This window comes from Frankia sp. BMG5.23, from assembly GCF_000685765.2.
GTDB lineage: Bacteria > Actinomycetota > Actinomycetes > Frankiales > Frankiaceae > Frankia > Frankia casuarinae.
The window spans coordinates 117,798-134,268 of the sequence record NZ_JDWE01000007.1 but is presented as its reverse complement, the minus strand read 5'-3'; the positions used below and the strand labels follow the sequence as shown (position 1 = coordinate 134,268).

Below are 16,471 nucleotides of genomic sequence, written 5' to 3'. Positions count from 1 at the left end.
TGGCCGTAAAGCGGCGTGTCGCGCCATGAGCGGCGTGACCACGTTGGACGGACCCCACCTGTGTTGGACGGACCCCACCAACGGAGGTAGGAAATCAGACACCGGGGGGTGACCGCTCCGGTTCGACGAGGGATTCATCTCTCCGATCAGTGCTCGAGGAGACTCGAGGAGAAGGGATCCGGGATGGGCGCGCAGACGGTGGAAGCGGTGGTGGCCCGGGAGAAGGGCGCCGCGGTCTCGCTGGAGCAGATCGTTGTTCCAGATCCGGGTCCAGGCGAGGCACGGGTACGGGTGCGCGCCTGCGGCGTATGCCATACCGACCTGCACTACCGCGAGGGCGCGATCAACGACGACTATCCGTTCCTGTTGGGGCACGAGGCGGCCGGCACCGTCGAATCGGTGGGCGAGGGCGTGGTGGGTCTGGCCCCGGGTGACTACGTGGTGCTGGCCTGGCGGGCCCCCTGCGGAACCTGCCGGGCCTGTCGGCGCGGCATGGCCTGGTACTGCTTCGACTCCCGCAACGCGCGAAATCCGATGACCCTGGCGGACGGGACGCCGCTGGCGCCGGCGCTGGGCATCGGCGCGTTCACGCCGCTGACCCTGGTCGCCGCGGGCCAGTGCGTGCCGGTGGACCCCGCGGCCCGGCCAGAGGCGGCCGGGCTGATCGGCTGCGGGGTGATGGCCGGTTTCGGTGCCGCCGTGAACACCGGCAGGGTCACCCGGGGTGAGACGGTGGCGGTGATCGGCTGCGGCGGGGTCGGCGGCGCGGCGATCGCCGGCGCCTCGATCGCGGGAGCGCGGAAGATCATCGCGGTCGATGTCGACGACCGGAAGCTCACCTGGGCCCGACGCTTCGGTGCCACCGATGTCGTGAATGCCACGGCAGACGATCCGGTGGCGGCCATCCGGGCGCTCACCGACGGCTTCGGCGCCGATGTGGTCATCGATGCGGTGGGCCGCCCGGAGACCTACCGCCAGGCCTTCGACGCCCGCGACCTGGCGGGGCGGCTGGTCCTGGTGGGTGTACCCGACCCGACGATGACCGTGGAGCTGCCGCTCGCCGAGGTCTTCGGCCGCGGCGGTCACCTGTCGTCGTCCTGGTACGGCGACAGCCTGCCGAGCCGCGACTTCCCGATCCTCATCGACCTCTATCGCCGGGGCCGACTCGACCTCGACGCCTTCGTCACCGAGACCATCGGGATCGGCGACGTCGAGGAGGCGTTCACCCGGATGCAGCGCGGCGACGTGTTGCGCAGCGTCGTCATCCTCTGAGTCGTCGTTCACCGGGCCGCCATCTACTGAACCATCGTTCACCAAGCCTTTGCTCACTGGCGAGCTTCGTTGGCGGCGGGTCCACCCGGAGCCGGGAACCGCCGGATACGGTCGACCCCACCGGGTGCACCGCCGTCCGACGGCACCCGCGACACGCGCAGCGGGCAGCGGGCAGACCGATCGGGTCGAGGAGGGGACGCAATGATCGTCAATACCGGGCTTCGGGTGGATCGGGTGATCACACGCGGCGACTTCACGCTCGACGGTCAGTCGTTCACGGTCGACAACAACGTCTGGCTCGTGGGAAACGACGACGAGGTACTGGTCATCGACGCCGCGCACGACCCGTCGGTGATCGCGGCGGCCATCGGCACCCGCGTGGTCACATCGATCATTGCTACACACGGTCACAACGACCACATCAATGCGGCGACGGAGCTCGCGGACCTGGTCCGGGCGCCCATCGCGCTGCACCCCGCCGACGTGGTGCTGTGGAAGGCGATCTATCCGCACCGGGCGCCCGACCACGCGCTCGCGGACGGACAGCTCATCAGCCTGCCCGAAGGTGGAGCGCTGCGCGTCCTGCACACCCCGGGCCACTCTCCCGGCGGGATCTGCCTGTTCGGGGAGATCAACGGCGACCCGGTCCTGTTCAGCGGCGACACGCTCTTCCGCGGGGGTCCCGGGGCGACCGGGCGATCCTACTCCGATTTCCCGACCATCCTGGCCTCGATCCGTACCAGACTGCTCACCCTGCCCGCGCACACCGTCGTGCACACCGGTCACGGCGACGACACGACCATCGGCGAGGAGGGTATCGACTACGACGACTGGGTGAGCCGCGGCCACTGAGCGGCCACTGAGCGGCCACTGAGCGGCCACCGAGCGGGCGCAACCGGCGCGGGCACGACCGAGCCGGTCAGCGGCCGCTGACCGGCCGCTTCCCCGCATCACCGCCTGGTGTGCGCACCGGACCCCGGGTGTGCGCACCAGGCTAGAGTCGGCCCGCGGTGCGCCGGGTGCCGCTGCTCTGCCCGCGACGCGCCGCCCACATCGGGGAGACGATCGCGACTAGCGCGACCGCGACACCAACCTGCAGGATGTGCCGGATCCAGTCGAAGCCGCCGGTGTGGCGCACGCCGAGCGCGCTCGCGATTACGTTACCCACCAGCGCGCCGATGATACCGAACCCGACCGTCAGCCAGAGTGGGATGTTCTGCCGACCCCGGACGATCAGACGGGCCAGAAGACCGATCACCAGACCGGCCAGAACGATCCAGAGAATTTGGAACACCGAACACCCTCCAGAGCCTGAGTCTGCCTCCTCTTCGTCTCCATGAACCCGGCTGCACAAACACCGCGGGCACCCGACCTGCACCGGATGCACAAACCTTCCTTATTTGGTTTTTTCCTGGAAAATAGGCCCAATCCGGCGGAACGCCGCCCGTCCGTCAACGCGGAAGATCCCGGACGTCGACGGCCCGCAGATTGATGTTCGCGAATCCCTGGTGCATTCCGGGTACCAGGTCGACCCAGAAATAACCACGCAGCCGGTAGGAACCCTGCACGTAGCCGAAGGAAGCACCGCTGTGCGCCATCTCGGCAAGGCGGTACGTGCTCCCGAAGCACTCCTTCCCCGGCTCGAAGCCGGGCGGCTCCCCCGGCCCGAGCGCCCCGCACGCGTCGAAGAGGGTGAAGTTGGGCCGGTTGTCCCCCCCAAAGTCCGGTCCGGGGTAGAAGGCCCCTTCGTTACCCTCGGCGAGGGTGGAGATGTCGAGGAAGATGATCTGGGTGTCGTGGGCGGCGACGAAGTCGGTGAACGCCTTGGCCTGTGTGAGCTGGCCGACCGTGCCCCGGAACCCGGGGATCGGCCGCCCCGACGACAAACCGGCGGGAGGAACGATGACAGAGGGTGAGGGGAGCCCCAGTGGCCCAGGAGTACGTCCCGATCGGGCCGGGACGTCGTCACGCGACGACGGGGTGGGTGGCACGTCGTGCGGGCCGGGCTCCAGTTCCCCGCCCGTCGCCCGGGAGCTGGCGGCCGTCCCGGGGGCCCGCGGACCGAGGTCGCTGGCGGCCTCGGATGCGCTCAGGGCGGCCAGGCCCGCGAGTGTCGCGGCCAGGGCGGCCAGACCCGCGGTCCGGCGCGGGTGGCGTCGGGCGCGGGCCCGCCGGCCGGACAGGGGCCGCTTCGCCCCGGCGGAAGCTACCTCGGCGGAAGCGGCCACATCATGATCATCTCCAGTCGGCCGGCCACCGGCCGGACCGTCATCCTCGCCGGGCGCGGACCCGCGGACCCGCCCAAGCTCGCCAACCTGCCCGGACTCGCCAACCTGCCCGGACTCGCCAACCTGCCCGGACTCGCCCGCCGGACCACCGGTCCCGAGTGGCGCCCGGTCCGCTGTCCCCGCGCCGTTTGTCCCCGCGCCGGCGCTCTCCGGCGCATCGAGGCGGATCTGCGTCTTGGCGTCGTGGGTATCCTCCTCCACGGCCGGCAGAAGGCTCCTCACACGGGTCGCCACCGGTGGAGCGAGCCAGGCGTCCCGCAGTATCCGGCGTGTCTCGCGCCCCGGGTCGCCAGTAGACCCGATCAGCACGCGCAGCAACGCGTGGGCGCTCGGCCGGGCCATGGGCTCCTTGAGCAGCGCCGCGCGGACCGCTGGGCGCAGGGCCGGCGGAACATCCCCGGTGTCGGCCTCGTCGTGGACCACCCGGTACAGCAGTGCGTCGGGCCGGCCGGTGCCGAAGGGGGGTCGCCCCGACGCGGCAAACAGTACCGTCAGGCCCCAGGCGAAGACGTCCGCCGGCGGGCCGATCTCGCCGCGTCCAGTGACCTGCTCCGGGGCCATGTAACCCGGGCTGCCCAGCAACACCCCCGTCCTGGTAGCGGCCGTCGCGTCGACCGCCGCCGCGATGCCGAAGTCGATCACTTTCGGGCCGTCCTCGCTGAGGATCACGTTGCCCGGTTTCAGGTCCCGATGGACGATGCCGGCGTCGTGGATGGACTTCAGGGCCTCGGCGAGCCCGGTCGCCAGCGCCATGACGACCGGCATGGCCAGCGCGCCCCGGTCGGCGATCGCCTCGGCGAGGCTCTGGCCGTGGATGTGCTCGGTTGCCATCCACGGATCCTCGGCGTCGGGATCGGCATCGACCAGCCTCGCGGTGCAGGCACCGTCGACCGCCCGGGCGGCCGCGACCTCGCGACGGAACCGGCTGCGGAACTCGGGATCGGCCGTGAAGTCCGACCGGATCACCTTGAGGGCGACCGGCCCTCCGGTCTCGTCGTCGATGCCGAGGTAGACGACTCCCATACCGCCGGAGCCGAGCCGCGCGGTGAGCGTGAACCGGGCGATCCGCTCCGGATCGCCAGAGCGCAGCGACATCGCCGGCACCGCGCCCTCCCTTCCGTCGAGCTTTCCGCCGCGAGCCGACCGACAGCCGGCGAGGATTGGCCGCCGGGGCCGACCGCAGCTCCGAACGTTCCGACGCAGTGGCCGAGGCAACGGTCGATGGAGCATCCCGACAGGCCCGGAGCTCCCGGCCGAGGCACAAGCGGTCGATCCCGACCGATCGGCCTGGCCTGCCGGTTCCAATCAGTTCCGGGGAGCCGACCCAACGACTCGATCCCGGTTGCCACGTCCACCGTGCCAGCTAAATCTGTGACGGATCTGTGACGGAGATGTGACGGTCCGCGCGGTCGAATCACAGCGAGCAAACGAGTCCTGCCCGTGAGCGGATTCCGAGATTCGGAGATCAGGAGATTCGAAGATCAGAAAATAGTTTGATGTTCGCGTAGCCGGATCAGGTCCGGATCCTGCTCGATCGCCTGGATGTCCTCGGCCCGGGCATGGGTGACGAAGTGCTCCATGGGTACTTCGACGAACAGCCCTCGGGCCCGGACCGCGACCCGTCCGGTAGGGCTGTTCAACCGTCCCTCGCCACTGGCGTAGACCCGCCGGCCGAGCACGCCCTCGACCCGCGCGCTCAGGTGCAGGACAGTGCCCACGGGTACCGGCCGCAGGAAGTCCGTCTCCAGCCGGCCGGTCACCAGGCTGGTCCGGGTCAGATGCCCGAGCGCACCCAACGCCTCGTCGAGGGCGCAGCTGAGCAGGCCCCCGTGGGCGAGGCCCGGCGCTCCCTGATGATGCTCGGTCACCTCGAACGTCGCGCACAGCGCGAGCCCGGCATCGGCGTCGACCCGTAGGTGCAGTCCGTGGGCGGACTGGTCACCGCAGGCGAAGCACCGCACGTAGTGGGACGGCAGCACGGTGCCAGGCGCCGGTGCGTTCGCTGGACGTGGCGGGAGTTGTGCTCCCGGTGGCAGATCTGTTCGCAACGGCGTCACGACCCGGACTGTACCGACGCGGTGGGATCCGCCTGGCATCTTGCCGACGTCCCTTCCACCAACCGGCTACACCAACCGGCTACCGGCCGACCCGCGGCCAAGGACTCCGCTCAGCTACCGGCGGCTGGCCGCGCGACGCAGGTGGCGCAACTCGCGGCGCAGCCTGATCTGAGGAATGACACCGATGAGTAGGCCAACGACGAGACCGGCGGCGGCCGAGGCGGCCAGTGCACCCGCGACCGACATCTGCTTGGTCGAACCGAACAGCCAGATGCTCACGCGCGCGTCGTTCTGCACGACGAAGACCACGACAGCGATCGCGATGAGCAGCACCAGCACGGTGATCGCATAGGTGGTGTAGGCAACCCCGCGACGCGGGGGCCGGGCGCCGCCAGTGGGCGCACCCGGGACGCCGGGAGAATCCGGTGCGCCCGGGTGGACCGGCTGGTGCGGCACGGGCGCCACCTCGCCTGAACCACCCGGACCGCCCGGACCGGCTCGACCAACCGAACCAACCGGAACCTGGCCGGCGGGCGTTCCAGGAGGCGAGGCCGCGGGGGTCTGCCCGGCCGGCGCAGGCGCCGCGGGCGCGGACGGAACGGCGGACGGAGAGGCCACACGCCCCGCGTCGCCGAACCCTTGGCCCGGCTGCTTCGGTCCCGTCATGATCTTCCTGTTCCTCGACCCGCCGCCATCCCGCCCGATCGGCCGGCTCCGCGCACCGACAGCCCGATCAGCCCTACGCCCAGGAAGCGTGGACCGGGAAGCACTCTATACTGAAGGAAGCGGACGAGTTGGCCGGGCGGCCGCGTCGGCGCCGGCCGGTCCGGCGTCGCCGAGGAAAGTCCGGGCTCCACAGGGCAGGGCGGTGGGTAACACCCACCCGGGGTGACCCGCGGGACAGTGCCACAGAAAACAGACCGCCGGTGCCGGTCCCGGCGCCGGTAAGGGTGAAACGGTGCGGTAAGAGCGCACCAGCGCCCAGGGTGACCTGGGCGGCTCGGTAAACCCCGCCCGGAGCAAGGTCAGAAGGCCCGTGGCCGTCACAGGTCGCGGACCGCGCAGGCGTTCGAGGGCTGCCCGCCCGAGCCTGCGGGTGGACCGCTGGAGGCTGCCGGCAACGGCAGCCCGAGAGAGATGGTCGCCGCCGGCGAGCCGTGAGGCGAGCCGGTACAGGACCCGGCTTATAGGCCACCTCGTCCGCCTCAGCGGCCCGACCGCTCCCCGGTTTGTACAATCTGGGGATGAGTGAGATGCCGATCAGCGAGGCACGCGACCACCTCGGCGAGATCGTCTCCAAGGCGGAGCACGCCCGGGAGCGGATCGTCCTGACCCGTCACGGTCGCGCGGTCGCGGCAGTAATCTCCATAGAAGATCTCCGTGAGCTGGAAGCGGCAGAGGACGAAGCGGATCTCGCCGTCGCCCGAGAGGCGCTGGCCGCCGAGGAGCCTCGCGTACCCCATGCCGACGTCCTCGCCGAGTTCGGCCTGAACTGACGTGGCGCACACCGTCGAGTGGGCGACTGCGGCGCTGCGAGAGCTGCGCAAGCTCGACGCCTCCGCCGCTCGACGGATCCTGATCGCGGTGACACGACTCGCGGCGGAACCCCGCCCCTCCGGGGCCCGGGCCCTCACCGGCCAACCCACCGGGATACTGCGGATCAGAGTTGGTGAATATCGGGTGATCTACCAAGTCGACCACACCCGCGTTCTCGTCACGATCGTTCACGTCGCCCATCGACGTGAGGTGTACCGGCACCTCTGACCCGAGCGACTCGACACAGTGATATCAAGATCGCCCATCACCTGCCTACGTCCACGACAGGGCCGCTGTCCATGGCGCGCGTTCTATCGACGGATCGGGCCGAACCTGGTCATCGGTGTCGAGGCCGACACCGATCCGAAAAGCCGTCAGGTCGGCCGAAGAACGTCTCGACGACGTGGAGGGTGACGCATGAAGCTCGCAGCTCTCAAGCCTCTCGACCAGGTCATTGAGGACAACCGCGCGGATGCCGAGTTCCGTGACGCACCGGACCGCAGGGCTTTCGCCCGCGACGTTGCGAACAAGGTGGTGCGATACCGCACCGAGCACGGTCTAAGTCAGCGTCAGCTGGCGGCTGTCGTCGGCCTGGTGCAGCCCCAGATCGCCAGGCTGGAGAGAGCCGACCACCAACCCTCCTCCGACACTCGGCGCTGATCATCTCTGGAGGGATCGAAACGCTGGGTCGCCGTCCTCACCTGACTGGTCGTTTCTAGCCATGATGTGGTGACACTGCTACGGTAGGTGGCAATGTCGATCGAACGGCCGGATGCGAGCGTCGATGCGCCGGCCGCTCCCTGGAGACCGGGGGCTGGGCCGAGCCAGGCCGAGGTGAAGGCGCGGCTGCTCGACCGGCTCACATCACCGGAGGCAGGCTCCCCCGTTTCCGCCGACGGCACCGAATCCGATGGCTTGGCATCCGCAGGCTCGGCCCCTGAAGGCTCGGCGCGGCCGGAGACGGAACGTTCCAGGATCGACGCCAAGCTGGACGCGCTCGACCGCCGGAACACCTCGGATGATCGTGCCCCGTGGCCGGCCGACCGTCGGTCGGTAGAGGACACGCGGTCCGCCGATCCTTCGCCGGTGGAACGCAAGCTCGCGCTGCTCGACCGCGGGCCCGGCGGTGAGATGGACGCGGCCAGGAAGCAGGATCGGCCGGCCGGACCGGAGAAGCTGGGGTGGCGGCTCACGAGGATCTGGCGGGAAAGCCTCCCGACTCGAGATGGACGCGCCTTCTTCGAGAAGTCCGACACGGACATGCGGAGGACCGCGATGGCCGCCGAGCCGGTCCCGGGAACCTACACAGCCGACCTGCATGGCGACCCGTCGGGATTCCGGGTCGGCAAGGTCGCGCTCGACGCCCGGCAGCTCGGCGCGCTCATCCGCGCCGACGAGAACTGGCGCGGCCGACCGGTGCGGCTGCTGTCCTGCGAGACCGGGCAGGGCGACAACCCCGTGGCCCAGAAGGTCGCGGACGAACTCGGGGTCGCGGTGACGGCACCGACCGAGCTGGCCTGGGCCGACGACCGCGGTAACGTGTGGACGACATCAATGACCGAAAATGAGTACGGTCGTCTGGTGCAAACCGTTCCCCATGACGGCTCCTGGATCAATTTTCATCCGAGAGGCGAGGGCAAACAGAATGCCTGAGGTGTTCGGCAACATTAAGATAGCGAAACTGTTCGACGGCACCCAGGACGGCACCCCCTTCGCCGCCGATCGTCCGAAGCTTCCCGCCGGCCGCGAACGGGCAGCATTTCTCGCCTATCTCTGCAAGGGTGAAGTCATCCTGCGCGCGGCGGGCCTCTCGGTGGACCGTTTGGACGAGTCACGCGGGAAGCAAGTTCCCATCGTGTTCTTGACAGACGGGGAATGGGTGTGGAGCGCATCGATCGCCTATTATCTGGAGGAGCACGATCTTCCGCCGGAGCCGGCGTTTCTCGACTATCTCCGCGGCCGGGACTTCACGTATGTGGCGCCGACGGAGGAACAGGTCAGCGCCGCGGCGGCGGCCCTGCGGGCGCGGTAGCGCCGCGGGGCCGGCAGCCTCGGCCCTGACCCCGCATCAACCCGCCTGAGCTGCCCCTATTCGCCGTAGATCGTCTGGCCCGCCAGGTGATGGGTGTCGTTGAACCCGCGTAGCACCGCCGGGCCGTCGGAGTACCAGTCGATGGTCGTCATCGACACCAGATCCAGGTGGAGGCGGTAGAGCACGGCCGGTTCCGCCGCCAGCGCCAGCTGGGCCAACCCCTTGATCGGCGTGACGTGTGAGACGATGAGGACCCGCCCGCCTGGCTGCTCGGCGAGCAGCCGGTCACGCACCCGCGCTACCCGGGCCACGGTGGCGATCAGGCTCTCCCCGCCGGGCGGCGGGACGTGCGGGTCGGCGAGCCAGGCATTGAGCTCATCGGGGAACTTCTCACGCACCTCGGCGAAGGTCAGCCCCTCCCAGGCGCCGAAGTCGGTCTCCCGCAAATCGTCGACGACGACGTAGTCGCGGCCGAGGGCCTCGGCGGTCTGCCGGGCCCGCTTCAGCGGCGAACTGACGACGAGATCGAACGGCTCGTCGCGCAGCCGGTTCGCTACGGCCGCGGCCTGGCCGAGCCCGACGTCGGTCAGGGCCGCCTCGACCGTCCCGCTGAAGCGCTTCTCCACCGAGAGCGGGGTCTGCCCGTGACGCAGCAGCACGGTCGTCGTCGGCGGTGCGGGCGGCGCCATCCAGCCGGAGAGCCGGTTCGTCGTCGGCGCGTGGTGCGGGACCGGGTCCGGGGACTGCGGGACCGCGGGTTCCCAGGCCCGCCCGGCGGCGGCGGCGTCCATCGCCTCGTTCGCGAGCCGATCGGCGTCGGCGTTGCGCGCGCGGGGCACCCACTGGAAACGGACCGCGGGGAACCGGGCGGCGAGTTCCGTCGCCTCGGCCACCAGCGGCCGCATCGCCGGATGCTTGACCTTCCACCGGCCGCTCATCTGCTCGACGACGAGCTTGGAGTCCATCCGGACCTCCAGCTCGGCGTCCGGGGCGATCTCAGCGGCGGCCCGCAGCCCGGCGATCAGCCCGGAGTACTCGGCGACGTTGTTCGTGGCGCGCCCGATCGAGTCCGCGCGCTCGGCCAGCAGCTTCCCCGAGCCGGCGTCGCGGACCACGGCCCCGTAGCCCGCCGGGCCCGGGTTACCCCGCGACCCGCCGTCGGCCTCGATGACCAGCCTGCGCACGGTGCCCATCTACATGCTCCCCTCGTCTACCCCCGAGGCGGGGGTCCCGCCGACGGTGTTACAGCCCCGATTCGGGGGTACGGACCAGGATGCGCCGGCACTCCTCACAGCGCACCACCTCATCCCCCGGCGCCGCCGCCACGGCGCGCAGGTCGCCGCCCGACAGCTCAAGATGGCAGCCCTGGCAGCGGCGGCGCAGCAGGGCCGCGGCGCCCACTCCGCTGGAGGACGCCCGGATCCGCTCGTACAGCGTGACCAGCGCCTCGGGCAGCTCCGGGACGAGAGCGTCGCGGTCATGGCGCAGCCGCGCCACCTCGGCATCGAGCTCGGCGTAGGCCTTGTCCCGCGCGGCCACCGCCGCGTCGAGCTCGGCCTGCAGGGCTGATCGCTGCTGGGACAACGCGGAGAGCCGGCTCTCCAGGCCCTCGACGATCTCCATCTTCTCGAGCGCGTCGTCCTCGAGCACGCCCTGACGACGGGTCAGCGAGGCGAGCTCCGCCTGCAGGTTCTCCAGCTCACGCGGCGTCGAGACGGCGCCGGAATCAAGCCGCTGGGAGTCACGGGCCGAACGGGTCCGCACGAGGTCGATCTCGTTCTCCAGCTTGCGCTGGGCACGCGCGACGTCGCTCAGCTCGGTCCGCACCCCGACGACCTCACCGTCCAACGAGGTCAGCGCGGCGGTGCGCTCGGTGATGACGGCGTGCTCCGGCAGACCGCGTCGGCGGGCCACCGACCGGTCGATACCGGTGTCGAGCGCCTGCAGATCGAGCAGGCGGAGCTGAACTGCTGGATCGGCCTTCATCGATTCCTCACTGGTACGCCTGAACGACTACACCTGGCCGACCTGACCAGACCCGACGCGGCGCCCTCCGTGACCCGGGCCTCCGCGTGACCCGGGCCTCCGCGCCGCCGGCACCGCCTACCGGGACGGAACGTGCACCCGCCAGGGATCGGTCACGATAGCGGATACCGACGTGCTCACCGTACGTCCCCTCGCACGCAGACCGGTGTGCAGGCGGGTGGCGGCCTGGCTCAGCCAGGGCCATTCACTCGCCCAGTGGGCGACATCGACCACCACGACCCCATGCGCACCGACGGCGTCGAGGACGTGGTGATGCCGGCCGTCCGCGGTGACGAGGACGTCCGCTCCCGCGGCCTCGGCTGCGGCGACCAGTTCTCCCCCCGAGCCGCCGCACACCGCGATCCGCCGGACGAGCCGGTCCGCGGTACCCGTCGCCCGGACCCCGCCCGCCGTCGCCGGCAGCGCTCGGACGACCCGGGCGCAGAACCGTTCCAGGGACTCGGCCGCGGGCAGGTCACCGATCCGGCCGAGGCCCCAGCACACGCTCGCCCCGCCGACACCGCCCTCATCACCGACACCACCCTCATCACCGGCGCTGCTCCCGGCACCGCCCTCGTCGGCCCCGGCACCGCCCTCGTCGGCCCCGACGTTCGCCGGGGCGGACAGCGGGGCCGGGGCGGACAGCGGGGCGACGTCACGCAACCCCAGCGCGTCGGCAAGCGCGTCACTCACGCCCGGCGCGGCGACATCGGCGTTCGTGTGCACGGTGTACAGGGCGACGCCGGCCCGGATCAGGGTGGCAACGACCCGCCCGCCCGGACCGGTCTCGGCGACGCCGTGCACTCCCCGCAGGAACAGCGGGTGGTGGGTGACGAGCAGCTGAGCTCCCGCCGTGACGGCCTCGGCCGCCACCTCGGGGGTCGGATCCACCGCGAACAGGACCGCCGAGGCCGGCGCGTCCAGATCACCCACCGCCAGTCCCACCGCGTCCCAGGACTCGGCCCAGGACGGAGGGAAGAAACGCTCAAGCACGGCCACACAGTCACGCACTGTCGCTGACGGAAAGGTCACCACCGTGACCCTACCCGCTTCGTCGCAGCGACCTGCCAGCCGGTCACGCTGTCCGGTGCCACACCCGGGCGCCGTGGGGGCGGTCGTTCCGGCCCCGTAACGTCACCGGTGGCAACACGCCTGCGATGTGCTGGCGAGCCGCGAGGAAAGGGCAGTCGTCATGGCGGACGTTTCGGTGCGATTCCAGGTGGCGGGGGATGCCGAGATCGTGCTGAACCTCGCGACCCCGCAGGCTGTCCGGCTGGTGGAAGCCATCATGCGCAAGGTGGCCGAGGCCATGGGTGCGCCGGAACGGCCCGCCGTCGGGGCCATGTGGCCCGACGTGCCATCGGCGCAGGCATCGTTCGCTCCGGACCGGCGCTGAGACGCTGAGACGCTGAGACGCCGAGACGCCGAGACGCCGAGACGCCGAGCCACCCGGGCGGCTGCCCGGCTCCGGCCGGGTGGACGCCCGCCGCCGGCTATGTTGGCGCAATCCCTCTGAACAAAGCAGGCGAAGGCACCAGATCGGCACTCTGCGTACTTGTTTTCACAAAAGCCGGCACAACAAAGCCGCAACACGATACAACTCCGCACAGCCATCCCCACCGAAAGGAAAACGATCAAGTATGGCGGGGGACGTACCGGCCGACGAACACGCGCTCATCATCTCGGCCGGAGGGGAGACGGGCCGAGCACTCCGTGCGGCGTTCGCGGCGATCGCACCCACCGACGCGTCCTCGGATGACGGGGTAGACCAGACCGCCGAGGGCGACGGCTCGCCAGCCGATCCCACCCTGGCCAACGAACGACGGCCGCTGCACCGCTACGGCAGGGTCCACGTGTTGGGCCAGCCTCGGGGCACCTCCACGGCGACGGCGGAGCGCACCGCCGCCCGGCTGGCGGCGGCGGTACTCCCCCCCGCGGACGGCAGCGTCGTGTCGACCACCGGGGTGTCGCCCGGGCTGAACCGCGCCGAGACGCTCGGGCTGGACGCCTTCCGTCTGCGGGCCAGCGCCGCCTACCGGCAGCTCAAGCAGGAACGTCCCCGCGACGGCAGGCCATGGGACATGGACCGGCCCTGCACCGACATCCCGCCGCCCCGGGGCAGCTCGCCTGATCCGGACCAGCCGACACCACATGCCCAGCCGACACCGCATGCCCAGCCGACACCGCATGCCCAGCCGAACGGGCGGGCCGAGGCCCAGAGCCCGACCTCCGCGCCCACGGACACCCGGGCCACGGACACCCGGGCCACCGCGCAGATCGCCCAGGCGTCCTCCCCCACCAGCGCGGCGCTGGAGGGATCGGTGGCCGTCGGGCTGATCCTCGTGGAAGGGCCGACCACCGCGCTGCAACTGACCGCCGCGGAACGCACCAAGATCGTAGCTGAGGTGCAGAACGGGTTGTCCTGGTACGCAACCACGAACCCGGCTGCCGACCTGACCTTCCACTACGACATCCAGATCGTGCGGCTGTCCGTCCCACCGGACCCGAACGCGCCCGACCTCGAGGCGCTGTGGCGTGACCCCACCATGAGCCGGCTCGGCTACGCGGCCAGCTTCGACGGCGTCTACGACTACGTCGACGCGCTCCGGTCCCGGCTCGGCACCCGGTCCGCCTACTGCGCGTTCTTCACCAAGTATCCGCTGGGATACTTCGCGTACTCCTCGGTGGGTGGCCCCCGGCTCGTGATGTCCGTCGACAACGACGGCTGGGGACCGGACAATATCGACCGGGTCTTCACCCACGAGACCGGCCACATCTTCGGCGCTCCGGACGAGTACGCGGGCGCCCAGTGCGACTGCGGCGGTCGGTGGGGGGCGTTCCACGCCCCGAACGGCAACTGCGACGCCTGCGCGCCCGCGCCCGTCGACTGCCTGATGCGCTCGAACAGTTTCGCGCTGTGCCGCTACACCCCCAGCCACATCGGCTGGGGCCACGGAGTAAGCGGCAACCCGGCGCTCGTCCAGGCCAGGGGGCTCGGCCAGATCGGCAACTTCGACGCCGTCGTCCCGTCGGCCTTCGCCGGGCTGACCCACGTCTGGCGGGACAACGACGCGGCTGGCTTCCCCTGGATGGCCCCGTGGCAGACGGCTCAGGAGCTCGGCCGGATCGATGCCGCCACCATGATCCAGAGCACCCTGGCCAGGCCGGGACCCCTCGAGGTCGCCGTCCGGGTCGGCTCGACGCTGTACTTCCTGTGGCGGGACTCCACCGGCGCCTTCGCCTGGCACCCGCCGACCCGCCTCGTCCAGGGGGTGGGGGGCGTTCCGTCGCTGGTGCAGAGCCGGCTGGGCACCAAGGGCAACTTCGAACTGCTCGTGCCCGCCGCGGACGTCGGCATCCTGCACCTGTGGCGCAACCATGACATCCACGGATTTCCGTGGAGCACTCCGAAGCTGTTCGGCGCGAACCTCGGGCGCGTCGACGCCGTCAGCCTCATCCACGGCACGCTGGGCGGCGGCAACGGGATGCTGGAAGCGGTCGCCCGGGTCGGCAACCGGCTCGTGCACCTCACCCGCGACAACGGGGCGGTCTGGCGCACCGGCCCCGTCTTCGCCGAGGGCGTGACGGGCAATCCGGCGCTCATCCAGAGCGCCTTCCCCGACGGCTCCCGCAACTTCGAGGTGGTCGTCCCCGCCGCGGACCGCGGGCTCATCCACTTCTACCGGAACAACGGCGCGCCCTCCCCGGGCTGGAGCGGACCGCGGCCGTTCGCACCGGAGCTGGGCCGGGTGGACGCCGTCTCGATGATCCAGAGCAACTTCGACGGGCATCTGGAGGTGCTCGCCCGCGTCGGCGACCGGCTCCACATGGTCTGGCGTTCGTCGGGCCCCGGTGCAAGCTGGTCGGTCCCCCGGCGCGTGTTCTGAGCCGCCGCGCGTGTTCTGAGCCGCCGCGCGTGTTCTGAGCCGCCGCGCGGGGTCATCCGGCCGGCGCCGCCCCGGGTGGCCGGTCGGGCGGGAGGTACCCCGGCGTGTCCCAGGGCTCACCACCTGCGGGATCGCGGCGCTTGGCGCCCCTCCGCGCCAGCCAGCCGTCGACGAACAGGCTCTCGGCTGCGGTGAGGGTCTCCCGCAGCGCCGGGGGAACCTGATCGATGAAGACCCCGCACACCCCGGGCAGGGCAGCCACCTCCGGCGCCCGGGAGGGGGGCAGCGCCACGAGAGCCAGCCGGGGGCGCAAGGCCGAGGTCACGGTGCCGAGGACGGCCAGTTCGGCCAGTGGGTCGACACCCGTGCCGGTCGAGAAGCCCCGGTCCGGCCGATGGAAGACGACCAGTAGCTCCGGCTCGGTTTCCCACACCGGGCCATTGTCCCGCGAACGAACCCGGATGGAAGGTCCCCAGGCACCGACGGTCCACCGCCCGAACCCGCGCCCGAACCCGCGCCCGGTGAGAATCACAGCCCTTCGTGGATGGACACCATGGCTACCGGGGGACAGGGTTGGGACAAACGTCCGACTCCTGGTCGTGGACCCGCCCCAGGCGGTCCTCGCCCGACCGCCGCCGGCCGCTTCCGGTCCCGTCCGGGGCCGGAGAGGGCAGGGCAGGAAGAAGGCACCGCAGTTGAGCGAGCGGCTTCCTCTGTTCCCGCTCGGGACGGTCCTGCTCCCCGGGCTGGTCCTACCCCTGGAGATCTTCGAGGAACGGTACCGGATCTTGGTGCGGAAACTGCTCGAGCAGCCCGCCGACCAGGTCCGACGGTTCGGAGTGATCGCCATCCGGCGAGGCCGGGAGGTGGGTCCGGCCCTGCCGGCGATCCACGACGTGGGCTGCACCGCCGTGCTGCGGCGCGTCCAGGAACACTCCGACGGGCGGTTCTCGCTCATCACGGTGGGCGGTGACCGGTTCCGGATCCGCACGGTGGACCGGCACAGCGAGCCCTACCTCGTCGGGGATGTCGACTACCTGCCGGACGACGTCGGCGACACCGACGACACCGACGACACCGTTCCGGCAGTCCAGCGTCTGCTCCGAACCTACGCCGACCGGCTCGCCGCCACCGGCACCGTGCAGATCTCGCTGCCGGACCTCCCCGACGACCCGATCGCCCTTTCGTACGTGATCGCCGCCGCCGCCGTCACCGACGTCACCGAACGTCAGGGGCTGCTCGCCGCGCCGGACGCGGCCAACCGACTGCGGGCCGAACGGGCGCTGCTCCGCCGGGAGATCGGCCTCCTGGAAAAGATCACCACCATCGGATCGAGCGAGTTGCGCCGGGTCGATCCCAGCCCGAACTGACCCC

General features: G+C 70.9%; 18 protein-coding genes and 1 other RNA gene. 11 read left to right on the top strand and 8 right to left on the bottom strand.

Annotated features, from left to right (window positions below; all coding sequences use genetic code 11):
• Nucleotides 1-183: 183 nt before the first annotated feature.
• Both BMG523DRAFT_RS05440 and BMG523DRAFT_RS05435 read left to right on the top strand, forming a co-directional pair.
• Entirely contained in the window at nt 184-1,272 is a 1,089-nt protein-coding gene (locus tag BMG523DRAFT_RS05440; RefSeq protein WP_011435891.1) for an S-(hydroxymethyl)mycothiol dehydrogenase, read from the top strand.
• A gap of 201 nt (nt 1,273-1,473) precedes the next feature.
• Entirely contained in the window at nt 1,474-2,124 is a 651-nt protein-coding gene (locus BMG523DRAFT_RS05435; RefSeq protein WP_011435890.1) for an MBL fold metallo-hydrolase, read from the top strand.
• A 142-nt stretch (nt 2,125-2,266) separates the two neighbouring features.
• Here the strand turns inward: BMG523DRAFT_RS05435 and BMG523DRAFT_RS05430 are convergent, their stop codons facing one another.
• The 4 genes from BMG523DRAFT_RS05430 to BMG523DRAFT_RS26245 form a co-directional block, all read right to left on the bottom strand.
• The gene (locus tag BMG523DRAFT_RS05430) at nt 2,267-2,566 is read right to left on the bottom strand and encodes a GlsB/YeaQ/YmgE family stress response membrane protein (protein ID WP_011435889.1); all 300 of its coding nucleotides are present in this window, start codon (nt 2,564-2,566) and stop codon (nt 2,267-2,269) included.
• 157 nt (nt 2,567-2,723) lie between these two features.
• The gene (locus BMG523DRAFT_RS05425) at nt 2,724-4,655 is read right to left on the bottom strand and encodes a serine/threonine-protein kinase (protein WP_235462887.1); all 1,932 of its coding nucleotides are present in this window, start codon (nt 4,653-4,655) and stop codon (nt 2,724-2,726) included.
• A gap of 386 nt (nt 4,656-5,041) precedes the next feature.
• The gene (locus BMG523DRAFT_RS05420) at nt 5,042-5,539 is read right to left on the bottom strand and encodes a PaaI family thioesterase (RefSeq protein WP_023840522.1); all 498 of its coding nucleotides are present in this window, start codon (nt 5,537-5,539) and stop codon (nt 5,042-5,044) included.
• Nucleotides 5,540-5,731: 192 nt separating this feature from the next.
• Nucleotides 5,732-6,073, bottom strand: a complete 342-nt coding sequence (locus tag BMG523DRAFT_RS26245; protein WP_023840523.1) for a lipopolysaccharide assembly protein LapA domain-containing protein — start codon at nt 6,071-6,073, stop codon at nt 5,732-5,734.
• 334 nt (nt 6,074-6,407) lie between these two features.
• On the opposite strand from BMG523DRAFT_RS26245, the gene rnpB reads away from it, so the two are divergent.
• The 6 genes from rnpB to BMG523DRAFT_RS05390 all read left to right on the top strand — a co-directional run bounded on the left by rnpB (nt 6,408) and on the right by BMG523DRAFT_RS05390 (nt 9,185).
• Nucleotides 6,408-6,820: RNase P RNA component class A (gene rnpB / locus BMG523DRAFT_RS05570), an RNA gene on the top strand.
• 41 nt (nt 6,821-6,861) lie between these two features.
• Complete coding sequence (locus tag BMG523DRAFT_RS05410; protein WP_232234943.1) at nt 6,862-7,113, top strand: type II toxin-antitoxin system Phd/YefM family antitoxin; 252 nt, start codon at nt 6,862-6,864, stop codon at nt 7,111-7,113.
• Nucleotide 7,114: 1 nt separating this feature from the next.
• Complete coding sequence (locus BMG523DRAFT_RS05405) at nt 7,115-7,381, top strand: type II toxin-antitoxin system RelE/ParE family toxin (protein ID WP_023840524.1); 267 nt, start codon at nt 7,115-7,117, stop codon at nt 7,379-7,381.
• Nucleotides 7,382-7,570: 189 nt separating this feature from the next.
• Nucleotides 7,571-7,813 (top strand): helix-turn-helix transcriptional regulator, encoded by a 243-nt coding sequence (locus tag BMG523DRAFT_RS05400; RefSeq protein ID WP_023840525.1) that lies wholly within the window; start codon nt 7,571-7,573, stop codon nt 7,811-7,813.
• Nucleotides 7,814-7,906: 93 nt separating this feature from the next.
• Nucleotides 7,907-8,806, top strand: coding sequence for a hypothetical protein (locus tag BMG523DRAFT_RS05395; protein ID WP_011435882.1), 900 nt, complete (start codon nt 7,907-7,909; stop codon nt 8,804-8,806).
• Nucleotides 8,799-9,185: a hypothetical protein gene (locus tag BMG523DRAFT_RS05390; protein ID WP_011435881.1), complete on the top strand. Its 387-nt coding sequence runs from the start codon at nt 8,799-8,801 to the stop codon at nt 9,183-9,185. Before BMG523DRAFT_RS05395 ends, BMG523DRAFT_RS05390 begins: the two co-directional genes overlap by 8 nt.
• A gap of 56 nt (nt 9,186-9,241) precedes the next feature.
• Here the strand turns inward: BMG523DRAFT_RS05390 and BMG523DRAFT_RS05385 are convergent, their stop codons facing one another.
• From BMG523DRAFT_RS05385 to BMG523DRAFT_RS05375, 3 genes are all read right to left on the bottom strand, one after another.
• A complete protein-coding gene (locus BMG523DRAFT_RS05385) occupies nt 9,242-10,378 on the bottom strand; it encodes a bifunctional RNase H/acid phosphatase (protein WP_011435880.1) in 1,137 nt (378 codons plus the stop codon).
• A 49-nt stretch (nt 10,379-10,427) separates the two neighbouring features.
• Nucleotides 10,428-11,171, bottom strand: coding sequence for a zinc ribbon domain-containing protein (locus tag BMG523DRAFT_RS05380; RefSeq protein ID WP_011435879.1), 744 nt, complete (start codon nt 11,169-11,171; stop codon nt 10,428-10,430).
• A gap of 117 nt (nt 11,172-11,288) precedes the next feature.
• A complete protein-coding gene (locus tag BMG523DRAFT_RS05375; RefSeq protein WP_051623776.1) occupies nt 11,289-12,245 on the bottom strand; it encodes a Nif3-like dinuclear metal center hexameric protein in 957 nt (318 codons plus the stop codon).
• A 157-nt stretch (nt 12,246-12,402) separates the two neighbouring features.
• Between BMG523DRAFT_RS05375 and BMG523DRAFT_RS05370 the strand changes: the two genes are divergently transcribed.
• Nucleotides 12,403-12,606 (top strand): hypothetical protein, encoded by a 204-nt coding sequence (locus BMG523DRAFT_RS05370; RefSeq protein ID WP_011435877.1) that lies wholly within the window; start codon nt 12,403-12,405, stop codon nt 12,604-12,606.
• A gap of 244 nt (nt 12,607-12,850) precedes the next feature.
• A complete protein-coding gene (locus BMG523DRAFT_RS05365) occupies nt 12,851-15,097 on the top strand; it encodes a hypothetical protein (protein WP_023840529.1) in 2,247 nt (748 codons plus the stop codon).
• Between the two features lie 52 nt (nt 15,098-15,149).
• Here BMG523DRAFT_RS05365 and BMG523DRAFT_RS05360 read toward each other — a convergent pair whose 3' ends face one another.
• Nucleotides 15,150-15,530, bottom strand: a complete 381-nt coding sequence (locus BMG523DRAFT_RS05360) for a hypothetical protein (protein WP_023840530.1) — start codon at nt 15,528-15,530, stop codon at nt 15,150-15,152.
• Nucleotides 15,531-15,792: 262 nt separating this feature from the next.
• On the opposite strand from BMG523DRAFT_RS05360, the gene BMG523DRAFT_RS05355 reads away from it, so the two are divergent.
• A complete protein-coding gene (locus BMG523DRAFT_RS05355) occupies nt 15,793-16,467 on the top strand; it encodes an LON peptidase substrate-binding domain-containing protein (protein WP_011435874.1) in 675 nt (224 codons plus the stop codon).
• The last annotated feature ends 4 nt before the right edge of the window (nt 16,468-16,471 follow it).